16 protein-coding genes are annotated in these 14231 nt (G+C 70.3%); 10 read left to right on the top strand and 6 right to left on the bottom strand.

Annotation, left to right across the window (positions count from 1 at the left end; translation table 11 throughout):
• The first annotated feature begins 31 nt into the window (after positions 1-31).
• A complete protein-coding gene (locus ACSP50_RS18915) occupies positions 32-1483 on the top strand; it encodes an MFS transporter (RefSeq protein WP_197688160.1) in 1452 nt (483 codons plus the stop codon).
• Between the two features lie 12 nt (positions 1484-1495).
• A complete protein-coding gene (locus ACSP50_RS18910; protein WP_014690857.1) occupies positions 1496-2617 on the top strand; it encodes a hypothetical protein in 1122 nt (373 codons plus the stop codon).
• Between the two features lie 167 nt (positions 2618-2784).
• Here the strand turns inward: ACSP50_RS18910 and ACSP50_RS18905 are convergent, their stop codons facing one another.
• Positions 2785-2934: a hypothetical protein gene (locus tag ACSP50_RS18905; RefSeq protein WP_155123552.1), complete on the bottom strand. Its 150-nt coding sequence runs from the start codon at positions 2932-2934 to the stop codon at positions 2785-2787.
• 191 nt (positions 2935-3125) lie between these two features.
• Positions 3126-3308, bottom strand: a complete 183-nt coding sequence (locus tag ACSP50_RS18900; RefSeq protein ID WP_014690855.1) for a hypothetical protein — start codon at positions 3306-3308, stop codon at positions 3126-3128.
• 196 nt (positions 3309-3504) lie between these two features.
• On the opposite strand from ACSP50_RS18900, the gene ACSP50_RS18895 reads away from it, so the two are divergent.
• The 3 genes from ACSP50_RS18895 to ACSP50_RS18885 all read left to right on the top strand — a co-directional run bounded on the left by ACSP50_RS18895 (position 3505) and on the right by ACSP50_RS18885 (position 4935).
• Entirely contained in the window at positions 3505-4395 is an 891-nt protein-coding gene (locus ACSP50_RS18895) for a helix-turn-helix transcriptional regulator (protein ID WP_014690854.1), read from the top strand.
• The gene (locus ACSP50_RS18890; protein WP_014690853.1) at positions 4385-4600 is read left to right on the top strand and encodes a DUF397 domain-containing protein; all 216 of its coding nucleotides are present in this window, start codon (positions 4385-4387) and stop codon (positions 4598-4600) included. The genes ACSP50_RS18895 and ACSP50_RS18890 overlap by 11 nt, the downstream gene beginning before the upstream one ends.
• A 119-nt stretch (positions 4601-4719) precedes the next feature.
• Entirely contained in the window at positions 4720-4935 is a 216-nt protein-coding gene (locus ACSP50_RS18885) for a DUF397 domain-containing protein (protein WP_014690852.1), read from the top strand.
• A gap of 255 nt (positions 4936-5190) precedes the next feature.
• Here the strand turns inward: ACSP50_RS18885 and ACSP50_RS18880 are convergent, their stop codons facing one another.
• On the bottom strand, positions 5191-6636 hold the full coding sequence (locus tag ACSP50_RS18880) for a PepSY domain-containing protein (protein ID WP_014690850.1): 1446 nt from the start codon (positions 6634-6636) through the stop codon (positions 5191-5193).
• Between the two features lie 178 nt (positions 6637-6814).
• Between ACSP50_RS18880 and ACSP50_RS44030 the strand changes: the two genes are divergently transcribed.
• Positions 6815-7471, top strand: coding sequence for a GNAT family N-acetyltransferase (locus ACSP50_RS44030; RefSeq protein ID WP_014690849.1), 657 nt, complete (start codon positions 6815-6817; stop codon positions 7469-7471).
• A 9-nt stretch (positions 7472-7480) separates the two neighbouring features.
• Here the strand turns inward: ACSP50_RS44030 and ACSP50_RS18870 are convergent, their stop codons facing one another.
• Positions 7481-7906 (bottom strand): DoxX family protein, encoded by a 426-nt coding sequence (locus ACSP50_RS18870; RefSeq protein ID WP_014690848.1) that lies wholly within the window; start codon positions 7904-7906, stop codon positions 7481-7483.
• A gap of 163 nt (positions 7907-8069) precedes the next feature.
• On the opposite strand from ACSP50_RS18870, the gene ACSP50_RS18865 reads away from it, so the two are divergent.
• The 4 genes from ACSP50_RS18865 (at position 8070) to ACSP50_RS42030 (ending at position 12292) form a co-directional block, all read left to right on the top strand.
• Entirely contained in the window at positions 8070-8741 is a 672-nt protein-coding gene (locus ACSP50_RS18865; protein ID WP_099343813.1) for a VOC family protein, read from the top strand.
• Positions 8742-9087: 346 nt separating this feature from the next.
• Positions 9088-10086, top strand: a complete 999-nt coding sequence (locus ACSP50_RS18860) for a glycosyl hydrolase (RefSeq protein ID WP_014690846.1) — start codon at positions 9088-9090, stop codon at positions 10084-10086.
• Between the two features lie 65 nt (positions 10087-10151).
• On the top strand, positions 10152-11117 hold the full coding sequence (locus ACSP50_RS18855) for a PHB depolymerase family esterase (protein ID WP_014690845.1): 966 nt from the start codon (positions 10152-10154) through the stop codon (positions 11115-11117).
• Between the two features lie 104 nt (positions 11118-11221).
• Positions 11222-12292: a hypothetical protein gene (locus ACSP50_RS42030; protein WP_155123550.1), complete on the top strand. Its 1071-nt coding sequence runs from the start codon at positions 11222-11224 to the stop codon at positions 12290-12292.
• Here the strand turns inward: ACSP50_RS42030 and ACSP50_RS18850 are convergent.
• Together ACSP50_RS18850 and ACSP50_RS42025 are read right to left on the bottom strand one after the other, a co-directional pair.
• A complete protein-coding gene (locus ACSP50_RS18850; RefSeq protein WP_014690843.1) occupies positions 12281-14047 on the bottom strand; it encodes an ABC transporter ATP-binding protein in 1767 nt (588 codons plus the stop codon). The genes ACSP50_RS42030 and ACSP50_RS18850 overlap by 12 nt on opposite strands.
• Positions 14044-14181, bottom strand: a complete 138-nt coding sequence (locus ACSP50_RS42025; RefSeq protein WP_014690842.1) for a hypothetical protein — start codon at positions 14179-14181, stop codon at positions 14044-14046. Before ACSP50_RS42025 ends, ACSP50_RS18850 begins: the two co-directional genes overlap by 4 nt.
• Positions 14182-14231 lie beyond the last annotated feature (50 nt).

Genomic DNA, 14231 nt, shown 5'->3' with positions numbered 1-14231 from the left:
TCGCCCGGGGACGATCGGTGAGAGTGTCGGCGTGACTCCATCCTCAACCGGCGTTTCGCCGGCCGGCCGGGACCCGGTGGCGGTGCGACGCGGTATTGCGCTGTCGGGTGTCTCGCTCGGCTATTTCATGGTCCTGCTGGATATGACGGTGCTGGCTGTCGCCGAGCCGGACGTGGCCCGGGCGTTGCACGCGTCGGTGGCCGGTCTGCAGTGGACGACGACCGGCTACACGGTGGTGTTCGGTGCGCTGCTGTTGTCCGCGGGAGCGGTGGCCGACCGGTACGGCGCGCACCGGGTCTTTCGTGCCGGGGTCGCGGCGTTCGGGCTGCTGTCCCTGCTGTGCGCGGCGGCGCCGACAGTGTCGGCATTGGTCGCGTTGCGTGTCCTGCAAGGAGCGGCGGCGGCCGCGTGTGTGCCTGCTTCGCTGGCTCTGATCGCCCGGTTGTATCCGGATCCGGCGCGGCGTACCCGGGCGATCGGCACGTGGGCGGCGATCAGCGGGGCCGCGGTCGCCGTCGGCCCGGTCGTCGGTGGTCTCCTGGTGGACGCGTTCGGCTGGCGGGCGGTGTTCGTGGTGAACGCGCCGATCACGGTCCTCGTGCTCGTGCTGGCCTCGGGTGCGTTTCTGCGATGCCCGGCCACCGACCGGCCTGTTCAGGCGGCGGCCCAGGTCGTCCTCGGCGTCGCGATGGCCGCGGGCACCGACGCGGTGATTGCCGCCGGGCGGGCGTCGTGGCTGCACGCCGGCGGGGCAGCGGCGGTGGCGATGCTCGCGGTGGCGGTGTTCGCCCGCCGGGAACGGACCGGCAGCACCCCGGTGCTTCCCCGCGAGCTGCTGGCCGGTCCCGGCATCCCGGCCGGCCTGTTCGTCGGTGCGGCCGTCAACTTCACCCTCAACGGGACCCTGTTCGTGCTACCGCTGCTGCTGGTCCAGGACCGTCATCTCGATGCGGCCGGCACCGGTCTGAGGTTGCTGCCGTTGACCCTGCCGTTCGTCGTCAACCCACCGCTGACCGGTCGCCTGGTGAGCCGTTTCGGGCCGCGTCCGCCGGTGCTCACCGGGCTCGGGCTGCTCGCGGCCGGCAGTGCGGGGCTCGCCTGGGTGGCCTGGTCGACCGCCGGGGACGGGTGGCTCGCCGCTGCCCTCCTGGTGGTCGGGGTCGGCGTGTCGCTGGTGCTGCCCGCCGTGGTCGCCGTCGTGCTCAGCGCCGCACCGCCGGCCGCCGCGGGTGCCGGGAGCGGCCTGCTCAACGCCGCACGCCAGCTCGGCGCGACGGCAGGCGTGGCGATGATGGGGGCGCTGCTGCACACCGGCGTCCGCACCGGCGCCGGCGGTGCGCTGTTCCTGGCCGCCGTCGTCTGTGCGGTGGCCGCGGCGTGGTTCGGCTTCGGCGGCCGGCGGCGCGGCGGCCCGGAGAACCGGACAAGATTCGACCAAGGACGATTGCCGCGTACGCCATGGCGATCTTCACCCGGGCGATGACAGCATGCGGCAATGGGCTTCAGCGAGATGCCGCGCGAATCCGAGCCACTGTCACCGTGGCGTCCGTGGACCTTCGACGCCGACCACTCCAGCGAATTCGACCTGCCCGTCATCCGGGAGCCCGATCGACCGTTCGACCACGAGTCCGATCTCTCCTTCGAGGCGGAGCCCGGAACGCATGACGGCGTCCTGGCCGACGGCGGGGAGCACGAGAGCGACCTGGCGGACGGGCCGGGATTTCCCGACGGACACCTGGCCGACCACGTCTGGATGACGAAAGAGGTCACGATCTCGATCCTCGCGGACGCCGTGCAGGCGCCGGAGGTCCGCCGGGCCACGCTGACCACCGTGACCGATCGCGCGACGATCAGTGACAGTTTCTGCGTGGTGATCGGCGATCACGGACAGCTGGAGTATCGGGCGCGACGCGAGATCGGCACCGTCGAGTTCGCTCCGGACCGGCTCCGTGAGGACCTCGGGTTCATCGCCCGGTGGGCCCTCGACCGTCTCGTCGAGAACCCGGGCAACCTCCTGCTGAACGGCATCTTCCAGGCCGCCGTGTGGGGCGCCATCGAGACGCCGTGCACCCGGACGGTGTTCGGCACCGGCACCGACGGCCCGATGCAGATCGCGGTCTTCGACTGCGCCCGGGTGATGGTCGGCGACCACGCGAAAGCCGTGGTTGCCGACCATCGCAGCCAGGAGGTCGCCGAGGTCGACTTCGCCCGGCTCATCCCCGGCCATCCCGGCCTGGTGCGGGCGCTCGCCGAGGTGCTCGCCGACCCGCTGGACCAGGGCCTCCGCGACGGGCTGGACCGGGCCGCGCGGGCCGCCGCGGACGACTTCGCCCCGGGGGACCTGCTCGACGCGGCGGCGACCGACGGCGGTGCGCGGCGGGGGCGGATCGACTTTCCCGGACTCTTCGGCGGCGAGGTGACCGTCGACGGCGTCATCGGGGCCGTCATCGGGACGGACATCACGACGAGCCGCTCGGTCGAGGTCCGCATCGACGCCATCGCGATCACCGGCGACTGGGGCGGTGAGATCGAGCCGGCCGCGGCCGACGAGAGGCGCCGGTGGAACGAGCTCGAGTGGTTTCTCCTGCAGGAATACCTCCGCAAACGCCGGCCGTGACGACGTCGTGCGGGAGGTCCGGCATCGTCTGCCGGCCGGCGACGGGCCGGCGACGGGCCGGCCGTCGGTGACCGGGCCGCGGTACCGAGCCCGCCATCGGGTGACCGGGCGGCGGGGCAGAGTCGGTCATCGGGTGACCGGCCCTGCGGGGCCGCCCCGGGTCATCGTCAAGCGTCGCCGGGGTCGTTCGGCGGATTGATCGGGAGCTGCGCCGTTTCCAGGAAGGCCAGCAGCGTCGCGCCGAGTGCCGGGACCCGGTCGTCCTCGATGAAGACGAATCCGTGGTCGGCCAACAACCCCGCGATGGCCGTGGACATCTGACCGATCGTGGGCCGGTCCCGTTCATCGATGGCAACACTGATCATGACGGTTCTCTCCCTCGTTCCGGGCCGCCGGACGCGGCGGCCGGTAATGCGACAGACATTCATGACTCGTCTTTTCCGGTAGCGGGAATCCGGCGTGGGCAACAATCGGCTCGACGCCCCGGACCCCGCTGCGCGAGATCGCTCTAGCGGAAAGCGTCGGGGCCGGCATTGCGCGGCTCGCGGGGACGCGGGGCCGGGAACCGCTGGCAGGCGTGGCAGTCCAGCGTGCGGCCGCAGCGGGGGCACCAGCGCCCGCGGTTGTGACCCACGAGCAGCCCGCCGAGCAGGCCGATCAGGATCCCCGCGACGGCGGCCAGGACAAGCATCGTTCACCTCCGTGAATAGGTTATCCCTTGTGGTGTCTGATGCTCACTCTGATAGGTATCGGAAAGCAACGCCGATCCCGGGAACTTTCGAATCGATCTAGAAAAATCCGGGTGATTACCTCTTGACGTACCAGAAAGCCGAGCGGAACCTACCAAGTTGTAACGGCGGTGAGTGACAGCTTGAAAGGGGACGAACGTGACAGCTTCCGAGACGACCGGATCCACCATCCCCCGGCGCACACTCGGGCTCGCGCTGCGAAAGGCGCGCGAGGACGCCGGGATCACGATGGCGGCGGCGGCCGACGTGATCGGACAGTCCGTGCAGAGTCTCCGCCGCATCGAGCAGGGCACCGTCTCCACACCCAAGGGCAAGGTGACCCTGTTGTGCATGCACTACGGAATTCCGAACCAGACCCGCCTGGTGTACGAGCAGTTGGCGCTGGAGACAAGATCCAAAGGCTGGTGGCAGTCCTTCGGAGACGCCGTGCCTGCCTGGTTCGAGCTCTACGTGGTGCTGGAGCAGACCGCGGACCGAATCCGTTCATTCGACCCGCTGCTCGTGTCCGGGCTGCTGCAGGAGAGCGGCTATATGGATGCGGCAATTCTGGCCGTTGAACCAGACCTGAAAGCCGACGAAGTGGCGGCTCGCGCAGAGGTACGGCGCTCACGGCAACGGCAGCTGACCCGTTCCTTCCCGCAGCCCCCACAACTGGACGTCATCCTCACCGAGCCGGTCCTGATGGTCGATCTTCCCGAAGGCGTGATGCGCGCACAACTGTGGCATCTGTTGAAGGCAACCGAACTGCCTCACGTGTCAGTGCGCGTCATACCGCTGGCGGCGGGCTTGCACCGAGCGTCCGTTACCGGCCCGTTCACGCTCTTGGACTTTCCGATCGAAGGCGGCAACCGGCCGCCGAGCACGGTTTACAGCGAGAGCCAGACCGGTGCGATCTACCTTGACCGCCCACACGAGATAGAGGCCTACGAGCGGGTCTGGAATGGGATCGACGCCGCAGCGCTCGACCAGGCGAGATCGGTAAAGTTGATGTCCCAGAGGTTGAAGGAGCTGAACGATCGTGAGTCTTGATCTGTCCGGCGCGGAGTGGCGCAAGTCGGCACGATCCGGCGGAAGCGGCCAGTGCGTCGAGGTCGCCTTGGAGCTGCCGAGTGCGCCGGGCTTCGTAGCGGTTCGGCACAGCCAGCGTCCGAGTGCCGAGGTCATCGTCTATACCGACACGGAGTGGGCCGCCTTCCTCGGCGGTGTCCGCGACGGCGAGTTCGACAAGAAGTAACTACTTCTTCCCCTGTGCCCGCCCTCGCCTGGGGCGGGCACAGGTTTTCCTGCCGCTACCCGCCTCGGCTGCCCCGTGGCAGGCTGCGCTCAAGCCACTCACCGAGGGAGCCGAAGCTGATGACCATCGATCTGACGGTCGCCAACTGGCAGAAGTCCACACGCTCCGGCGGCAGCGGAGAGTGCGTCGAGGTGGCTCTTAACCTACCGAACGCGCCCGGTTTCGTAGCAGTCCGGCACAGCCACCGCCCCGACGCCGAGGTGATCACCTACACCGACGCCGAGTGGGTGGCCTTCCTCGGCGGAGTCCGTGACGGCGAGTTCGACAAACCGTAGGCATGCGGCTCGGCGCTTCCTTTCCGCGGGATGCCGGACCAGGCACGACGGGAACGATGGCCGGGCGCGGTCCGCGGGAACGGCTACCGCGGCGTCGTGCCGGGAGCGAGGTTGGCCGACCAGCGTTCCTCGACGCGGCCGAATTTCCAGATGGCGATCGCGAGCAGCCCGGTCCGCGCCCAGACCGGGCAGAGCATGGACGACCTGATCAAGGAACTCACCCTGCTGATGGCCGACCCCCCGTGAGCGTGCCGATCACCGGCCGGCCGGGGCCGGACTGACCGGGACGGCCGGGCCGCGACGTGGCCGGATCAGGCCGGCGATCGTGTCGAGGGCCAGGAAGGCGAGCAGCGGGATGCCGAACAGCGGCAGGAACCAGCCGACCGCGAAGAGCAGCGGCAGTCCGATGACGATCGTCCACGCCGGCAGGCCGGTCCAGTTGCCGCCGGCCGGCGCGGTGCCGACCGGGGCGCGGCGGGCGGCGCGGGTCGGGCGGCGCTGCCACCACATGCGGTAGCCCCAGATGATGACGCAGATCAGGCCGAGGGCGAGGGCGGCGAGGAGCAGTTGGTTGGGCAGGCCGAACAACTGGCCCATGTGGGCGTAGATGCCCCACTGGGTGAGCTTGGCGAGCAGCGGCCAGTCGGCGAAGTCGATCCGCTGCACGATCCTCCCGGTGCTGTCGACGGCGACGCTGTCCCGGCCGACCGGCCAGCGGCTGTCGATCTCGGTGACGCTCCAGGCGGTCTTCGGGTCGGCCGGCACGGTGATCGACAGTGGTCCGGACAGGCCCGCGGCGGTCGCCGCGCCGTACACGCCGGTGATCGCCGCCGGGTCGACCGTGCCGCCGTCCGCGCCACCCATCGCCATTGCGGCGTGGTGCCCGCCGCTGGCGGCGGCGGTGCCGGTCAGGTCGGTGGTGACCGCCGGGCGGCTGGAGTTCATCGCGTCGATCAACGCGGTGAAGTTGGCACCGGCGTGGTTGGACCAGGTCAGGCCGGTCGCGGAGAGGAACAGCAGGCCGACGGTGATCCACAGGCCGGTGGCGGCATGCCAGCCGCGGGTGCGGCGCACGCCCTTGCGGGCGGTCAGGTCGGGGACGAACATCCGCCGCTTCCGGTCCCGCTGGCGGCGCCACCACAGCAGCACGCCGCCGAGGGCGAGGACCCACAGCCAGCTGGCGGCCAGCTCGGAGTAGAGCGCGCCGGTCTCGCCCAGGTGCAGATTGGCGTGCAGGTTGTCGAGCCACTCGGTGAGCGGGGTGGCCGCCCACCAGGTGGTGAGCTGACCGGTGACCCGGCCGGTGTACGGGTTCACGTACACCGTGTGCTGGTGGTCGGCGTCCAGTGCGGCGTCGCTGAAGTCCACCTGGGTGGTGGCGCTCCCCTCCCCCGGCCGTACGGTGAGCAGATCCCCGGCCGGGTGTGCCGCCCGGGCCGAGGCGACCTGCTCGGCCAGTGGCAGCGCCGGGCCGCCGGGGTCGGTGACCACCAGCTCGGCGCGGTAGGCGAGGTGTTCCAGTTGCGGGATGAACGCGTACAACATCCCGGTGATCGCCGCGACCAGCAGTAACGGCGCCACCAGGAGGCCGGCGTAGAAGTGCAGACGCACCAGCAGAGCGCCGAAGGCGGACGGCCGCCGGCCGGATTTCACGGGTGTCGGGTCGGTTTCGGGCACGGCGAGATCGGGCGTCACGGCCATCGGCTGTCCTCGTCCAGGCGTCGGCGGCGCGCGTCGGGCGCACCGGCATCCAAGGGGTTGCAGTCGACGCGCCGGGCGTCCCCGGTGAAGCGTCGTCCCGGTAGTCGCCCGAACGTGGCCGATGGTTCCCGGCGATGCAGCAGATTTCCCGGATCGACCGGGGGGAAGGATCAATGAGGTGACGGTGACTCACCATCGGTTCGACGGCATGCTCGGCGCCTGGCTGCGCGCCTGGACCCGGTCCCGCGGGACGCCGGTCCCGGAGACGGTCCCCGGCGGCTGGCGTGTCGACGTCGGACTGCCCGGCCACCGCCAGCGGTATCTGCTGCACACCTACGACCGGCGGTCCCTGTCCGACCTGGCCCGCCGGGAGAGCGCCCCGGGCACCTGGATCAAGACGGCCGGCGGCGAGGCCGACCTGCACGCGGCCGTCCCGCCCGGGTGGGAGCGCGCCGACACTTACCAGTTCATGACGATCACCTTCGGCGCGCGCCCACTGACGCTGCCATCGACGTACACCATGGCAATCGACCGAACCGGTCCGCTCAGCACCGTCACGATCATCGGCGAGCAGGGGGATGTTGCCGCCTCGGGGCGGCTGGTGGCCGACGGTGCATTCGGCATGGTCGACCGGATCGAGACGGCTGCCGGGCACCGCCGCCGCGGCCTGGGCACCGCCGTGATGAACACGCTGGCCCGGGCCGCGCTCGACGGCGGCGCCCGCACCGGTGTCCTGATCGCCACCGACGACGGCCGGCAGCTCTACGAGTCACTCGGCTGGTCCGCTCGCGTCCCGATCGCCGCCGCCTTCGTCCCCGAAGTCACGGACTCCTGACGTGCGCGCTCAGGCGTCGACCGTCTCCAGCGACGGCGTCCGCGAGCGGCGCAGCGCGTCGAGCGACCAGCGGCCCGCGCCGACCACCGCGATGGCCAGGAACGCCCAGCAGAACAGGGCCGGCGCGTCGCCGCCGTTCTCCAACGGGAGCAGGCCGTGCGGCTGGTGCACGGTGAAATAGGCGTACGCCATGGAGCCGGAGGCCAGGATCGCGGCCGGCACCGTCAGCAGGCCGACCAGCACGAGCAGGCCGCAGACCAGCTGGATGACGCCGGCGTACCAGCCGGGCCAGCTGCCCACCGCCGCCGCGTGCCCGCTGCCGCGGTTGCCGCCGAAGACGCCGAACACCGTCGACACTCCGTGCAGGGCGAACAGCAGCCCGATCACGCCCCGGAACAGCGCCCAGACAGCCTCGCTGAAGGGATTCCCGCGCATCCGTAACCTCCACTCCCACCGTGCAAATATTTACGGATATTAATGGGCCGCGGCCTATTGGCATAGAGAGACTTCGATGAACCTCGCGCGTCCTAGCTCCCTTAACGACGCAGCGCCCGGTAAAGCCGTTGGCGTCACGCGGGCCGCCGCCTACTTTCTGGTGATGCGCCCACAACTGACGACCCTGACCGTTGAAGCACCCGACCCGGCCGGACCGGGCCGGTTCTGGGCCGCCCTGCTCGGCCGCGAGATGATCGTGGACGCCGCCGGCGTGCGCCTGCCGGGCGACGACACCCAGGTCGGGCTGCGGTTCGTGGCCGGCCGCGCCGGCCGGCTCGGCACCAACCGCATCCACCTGCACCTGACCAGCGACGACCCGGACGATCAGCAGCGGATCGTGGCGGCCGCGCTCGACCTCGGCGGCCGGCACCTCGACGTCGGCCAGCGTCCCGAAGAGGGACACATCGTGCTCGCCGACCCGGCGGGATACGAGTTCTGCGTGATCGAACCCGGCAACGACTTCCTGGCCGGGTGCGGCCCGCTCGGCGAACTGGCCTGCGACGGCACCCGGGAGGTCGGCCTGTTCTGGAGCCGGGCGCTGGGCTGGCCGCTGGTCTGGGACCAGGACGGGGAGACCGCGATCCAGTCTCCGCACGGCGGCACCAAAATCGCCTGGGGTGGCCCGCCGCTGCGCCCGAAGACCGAGCCGAGCCGGCAGCTGTTCGAGCTGGTGACCGACTCGGTCGACGAACTGCTCAGCCTGGGCGCCACCCGGCTGGGCCCCGGCCTGCTCGCCGACCCGGACGGCAACGAGTTTCGGATCCGGCCCGCCTGATCGTCGCCCCCGGCCACGGGTGTCACCTGAACAGCGGATCCGCCGGCATCGACGACTTTCCTAACGTTGTCCACGGTGGCGGACGGAGATATCGGGTGACCGTGTCGAACTCCCGGGGCGTGCAGGTCGGCGATCACAACCAGCAGTACAACGTGTTCGGTGAGGTGGCGAACTTCGGCGGTGAGCTGGCCCAAGCCACAGCGGCGCGGTTCCGGTCACGCGGAGATGACCGCCGATCCGTTTACTGCCACAGATTAAATTATTAATCTAATCTTGACATGCCTGTAACGGCGGTTGCATGCTGGGCCCCCGCAGCAAGGAAGTCCGTTCCCAACGGAGGTCCCTGATGAGAATCCCCCGTCCGTTCTGGGCCGTCAGCGCCGCTCTGGTGCTGATCGGCGCGGGCATCGTCCACAACGCGTCACCCGCGTCGGCGTTCCCGGCCACCCCGAAGTCCACCGTCATCAACTACCTGAAGTCGATCACCGGCACCTCGATCGTCTCCGGTCAGCACAACAAGGAACCGGCCAGCCAGCCCGCGCAGTACACCGCACAGGTCAAAGCCATCACCGGGCAGTACCCCGGCCTGTGGGGCGGCGACATGATGTTCACCTCCACCGACATCGCCAACCGGCAGGCCGTGATCAACCAAGCCAGGACCGAGTGGGCCAACGGCTCACTGGTGGCGCTCACCTGGCACGCCTGCTCCCCCACCGTCGGCGCCAGCTGCAACTTCGACGGCGGCGTGAAGACCAGCATCTCCGACGCGCAGTTCCAGCAGATCGTCACGCCCGGCACCACGCTCTACAACACGTGGCGCAGCCGGATGGCGGCGGTCGTACCGTACCTGAAGCAGTTGAAGGACGCCGGCGTGCCGGTGCTCTGGCGGCCGTTCCACGAGATGAACGAGAGCTGGAACTGGTGGGGTCACCGGTCGGGCTCGAACGGTAGCCTCAAGCTCTATCAGCAGATGCGTGACTACTTCACCAGCCAGGGCCTGGACAACCTGATCTGGGTGTGGAACGTGCAGGACAACCCGGCCGGCGGCTGGGGCGACTTCTACCCCGGCAGCAACTACGTCGACGTGGTCACTCTCGACGCCTGGTACAAGAGTTACCCGTCGTCGGCGGACTACTCGCAGATCCAGTCGATCGCGGCCGGCAAACCGATCGCGATCGCCGAGATGGGCAAGGTCCCGACCAGCAGCCTCTTGACCAGTCAGCCGAAGTGGACCTACTTCATGATCTGGTCCGAGCAGCTGCGCGGCAGTAACACCAACGCCGAGATCCAGACGGCGTACTTCCTGCCCCGCGTCCTCAACCAGGGCGAGATCCGCCTGAGCTGACCCGATCCGTCCGACTGTGGCCGCCGACCCTCCCGTCGGCGGCCACAACCTCGAGAAAGACGAAGATGAAAAGATCTTTCGCCTACGTGGTGGCAGCCTTGTCGTTGTCCGGAATGCTCGGGTCACCCGCCGCGGCCAGTTCCGGTCACTCGGCCTGCCGACGCGCGGCCGGAGCGGGCGAGCAGACCGTCGGGGTCACCTTCGCCGGCACCGAATACCCGGTGACCGTCTACGTCCCCGTCGGAGTGCGGCCGGGCACCAGGCTGCCCGCGATCCTCAACCTGCACGGAACGCAGAGCAACGGTAGCAACCAGCTGCATTACAGCGACATGGCAGCCGCGGCCGACGCCGGCCGTTTCCTGGTCGTGGCGCCCAGCGGCAACATCCCGGCCGCTGGCGGTTTCGCCTGGAACGTGCCCGGCGTGGGCACTCCCCCGGCCGGCGCCCGCGACGACGTCGGCTTCCTCAGCGAGGTGATCGCCACAGCTGTGCGGTCGCTCTGCGCCGACCCGGCCCGCGTCTACGGCACCGGCTACTCCGGCGGCGGCCGGATGATCTCGGCGTTCGCGTGTCACCGTGCCGACCGGATCGCCGCCATCGCGCCGGTCGCCGGGCTGCGCGCCGGGCGACCCGACCCACTCGACAAGACCAGACCCGACCCGGCGTCGTGCCAGCCCGTGCAACCCGTACCGGTCCTCACCTTCCACGGCCAGCAGGACCACACCAACCCTTACCAGGGCGGCGGCTCGGAATACTGGAGCTACCCGGTCCCGGTGGCGCAGCAGCGGTGGGCGCAGCTCGACGGGTGCCGCGGGGCGGCTCGGACGGTCGCGGTCAGCACACACGTGACGCGGACGTCGTACCGGAAATGTCGCTCCGGAAGTGAAGTCACCCTCTACACCGTCGCGGACGGCGGGCACACCTGGCCCGGCACCCCGATCGACAACGGCAACGGCATGGTGACCCAGGAGATCAACGCCAACACGCTGATGTGGCAGTTCTTCCGGCGCCATAGACTTCGCAGTTTCTGATTTCCAGGTGCGGGCCGGCCGCCCTCCCCCTGTGTGACCGAGAATTTCAAGGACGGGTACGGCCTGGCGGATGTGGCAGCGGGGCGGCGCTGCGCTCCTGGCTGGTGGCGATCGCCATGCGCCACGTCCGGCGGCACTGGCGGCTGCGCCGGGCAGCGCCGCCGCGCACGGCCGTGACCGACGCCGAGCTGACCGCCGATCCCGGCGCCGACTTCGTCGACCTGACCATCACCGCTCTGCACCTGTCCGGTCAGCGCCGCGAGGTCGCCGAGGCCACCCGCTGGCGGGAACCCGACGATCGGGAGCTGTTGTCGCTGTGGTGGCTGGAGGCGGCCGGGCAACTCACCGGACCAGAACTCGCGGCCGCGCTCAGCCTGACGCCGGCCCAGGCGGCGGTGCGGGTGCAGCGGATGAAAGCCCAGCTGGAGAGGGCCCGCTCGGTCGTCCGGGCGGTGTCCGCGGTGCCACTGTGCCCACTGCTCAGTGGCGCGACCCGCGACTGGGGCGGCCGCCCGGCCGGGCTGTGGGGCAAGCGGATCGCCCGGCACCTCCGCGAGTGCGCGACCTGCGATCGCGCGCTCGCGGACGTGATCCCGGCCGAGCGGCTGTTGGCCGGCCTGCCGTTGCTGCTTCCGCCTCGCGTGTTCCCGCCACTGCGCGGGCCGCGGCACACCGCCCGTCGGTGGCTGCCCGGCGTCTCCGGCGCCGCGGTGGTGCTGGTCGGGGCCGTGGCCGGGGTCGTGCTGACCCGGTCACCGGAGCGGACGCCGGTCCCTCAAGCGCGGACAGCACCGGCAGCCACGGCCGCGGCGACCACCACCGCGGCGACCACCACCGCGCCGGCATCACGCCCGCACCGGTGTCGCCGTCGACACCGAGCCGGACTCCGGCGAAGCAGCCGCCGTAACCAACGCCCCGTTTCCCGTCCGGGCCGCGTTCTACTATCCCTGGTACGGCGAGAACTTCACCGAGGTCGGCACACACTTCCACTCGTCGGCAGGCCGGCATTCGGTCGACGACCCAGCCACCGTCACCCGCCAGATCGAAGACATGAGGTACGCGGGGCTGCAAGCCGGCATCACCTCGTGGTGGGAGGACTCATGCTCGTCACCGGCCAGCCCACCACAAGAAGTGAACCCCGTCGCACGGGTGGAAGCACGATTTCAGGGCGGTGACTGGGCGGCGTACAGCCGGGCGTAGGCGCCGCCGCGGGCGAGTAGTTCGATGTGTGTGCCGAGCTCCACGATCCGGCCGGCGTCCAGCACCGCCACCCGGTCGGCGGTGCGGATCGTGGACAGCCGGTGCGCCACGACGACGGTGGTCCGCCCGTGCATCAGGCGGGCCAGCGCCTGCTGAACCTGCTGCTCCGACTCGCCGTCCAGGGCCGAGGTCGCCTCGTCGAGCAGCAGCACGCGGGGGTCGCGGACCAGCGCCCGGGCGATCGCCAGCCGCTGCCGCTGGCCGCCGGAGAGCCGGGCGCCGCGTTCCCCCACCACGGTGTCCCAGCCGGCCGGAAGCTGCTCCACGAAATCCAGCGCGTTCGCGTCCCGCAGTGCCGCCCGCACGGTCGCCGCCGGCACGTCCGCACGCCCGTAGGTGACGTTCTCCCGCACCGTGCCGTCGAACAGCACCGATTCCTGCGGGACCACGGACAGGAACCGCCGGTACGTACGCAGATCGATCTCCTCCATTTCCACTCCGTCCAGCAGGATGCTTCCGGACGTGGGCCGCAGGAAGCCGAGCAACAGGTTCAGCACCGTGGATTTGCCCGCCCCGGACGCACCGACCAGCGCGATCGTCTCACCGGGCGTGATGCGCAGGTCGATGCCGTCGACGGCCGGGGCGACGTGGGGCTGCGGGTCGAAGCCGTATCGGACATCGCGCAGCTCGATCGCGCCGGTCACCTGGGTGACGACGCGTTTGCCCTCGTTGTGCTCGATGTCCGGCGCTTGTAGGACTTCGCCGATGGAGCGCAACGACTCCAGGCCCCGGGTGATGATCGGGGCGAGGCCGAACAGCATCACGACGGCCGAGGTCAGCAACGCGAAATAGCTGCTGAGCAGGACCACGTCGCCGGCGCTGACGGGCAGCATCCCGGTGTACGCGGCCCAGCCCGCGCCGACCAGGCAGGCGGCGCCGAGCAACTGGTAGGAGACCCAGGACAGCGCGCCGAGCCGCCCGTTGATCAAGTCGAGCCGGAAGCCGGCCGCGCCGACCTCCTCCACCGTTCCACGGACCCGGTGCAGGGCCACTTGTTCAAGCCCGTGCGCCCGGGTGATCGGCATCAACGTGGACATTTCGCCGACGCGAGCGTTCAGCTGCTCCATCCGCCGGCGGAACTGTTCGTTGCGGGCGCCCGACAGTCGGCGCACCACCGCGACGAGGCCCGCCGCCACCGGCACGACCAGCAGGAACACGCCGACGAACTGCGGTACTCGCAACGCGGTGAGGGTGAGCGCGCCGAGCAGGATGAACAGTGCCGAAGCGCCGGTCTGGGTGACCTGCTGCAGCATCAGTTCCACGTTCTCGACGTCGCGGACGACCTTGGTCTGCGCGAGGCTGGTGCCGGTCCTGGTGTGGTAGCCGATCGACAGGTGCTGCAGGCGGCTGGCCAGCATGGACCGCAGCCGGGTGCCGAGGCTGCGCACGATCCGGCTCATCAGCCGGACCCAGAGCATGGTCACCGGCAGATTCTGCAGCAGCACGACGGCCAGCACGGCCGCGTTGAACCACAGTTGCCCCATCGGCCGGTGTTCCACGACGACGTCGATGATGCCGGCGGTGAGCAGCGGCAGCAGCCAGACCGGGCTGTCCTTGATCCCGAAGGCGAGCAGAGCGGCCAGCACCCGCCACCGGCTGGGCGCCAGCAGCCGCCATGTGGTGCGTAGCGGCCGGCTGCCGTCGAATGACGTGTCGAGCGGGGCGATCACTGCGTCGGGCCGTGGTCGCGGCACTCGGCCAGGTACTTCCCGGTGCGGATCGCTGCGGCGGTAACCGCTTCGTCGCCCGGCGCCGTCGTCTGGATGTTGCCGGCGATGACCGGGGTGAGCAGTGCCTTGCGCACGGCGGTGGAGGTCCTTTCGAGGGGGTGCGCGGTGCCCGCCCGCCCCCCAG

Source organism: Actinoplanes sp. SE50/110, from assembly GCF_900119315.1.
Classification (GTDB): Bacteria; Actinomycetota; Actinomycetes; order Mycobacteriales; family Micromonosporaceae; genus Actinoplanes.
This window is presented reverse-complemented; position numbering and strand designations above follow the sequence as displayed.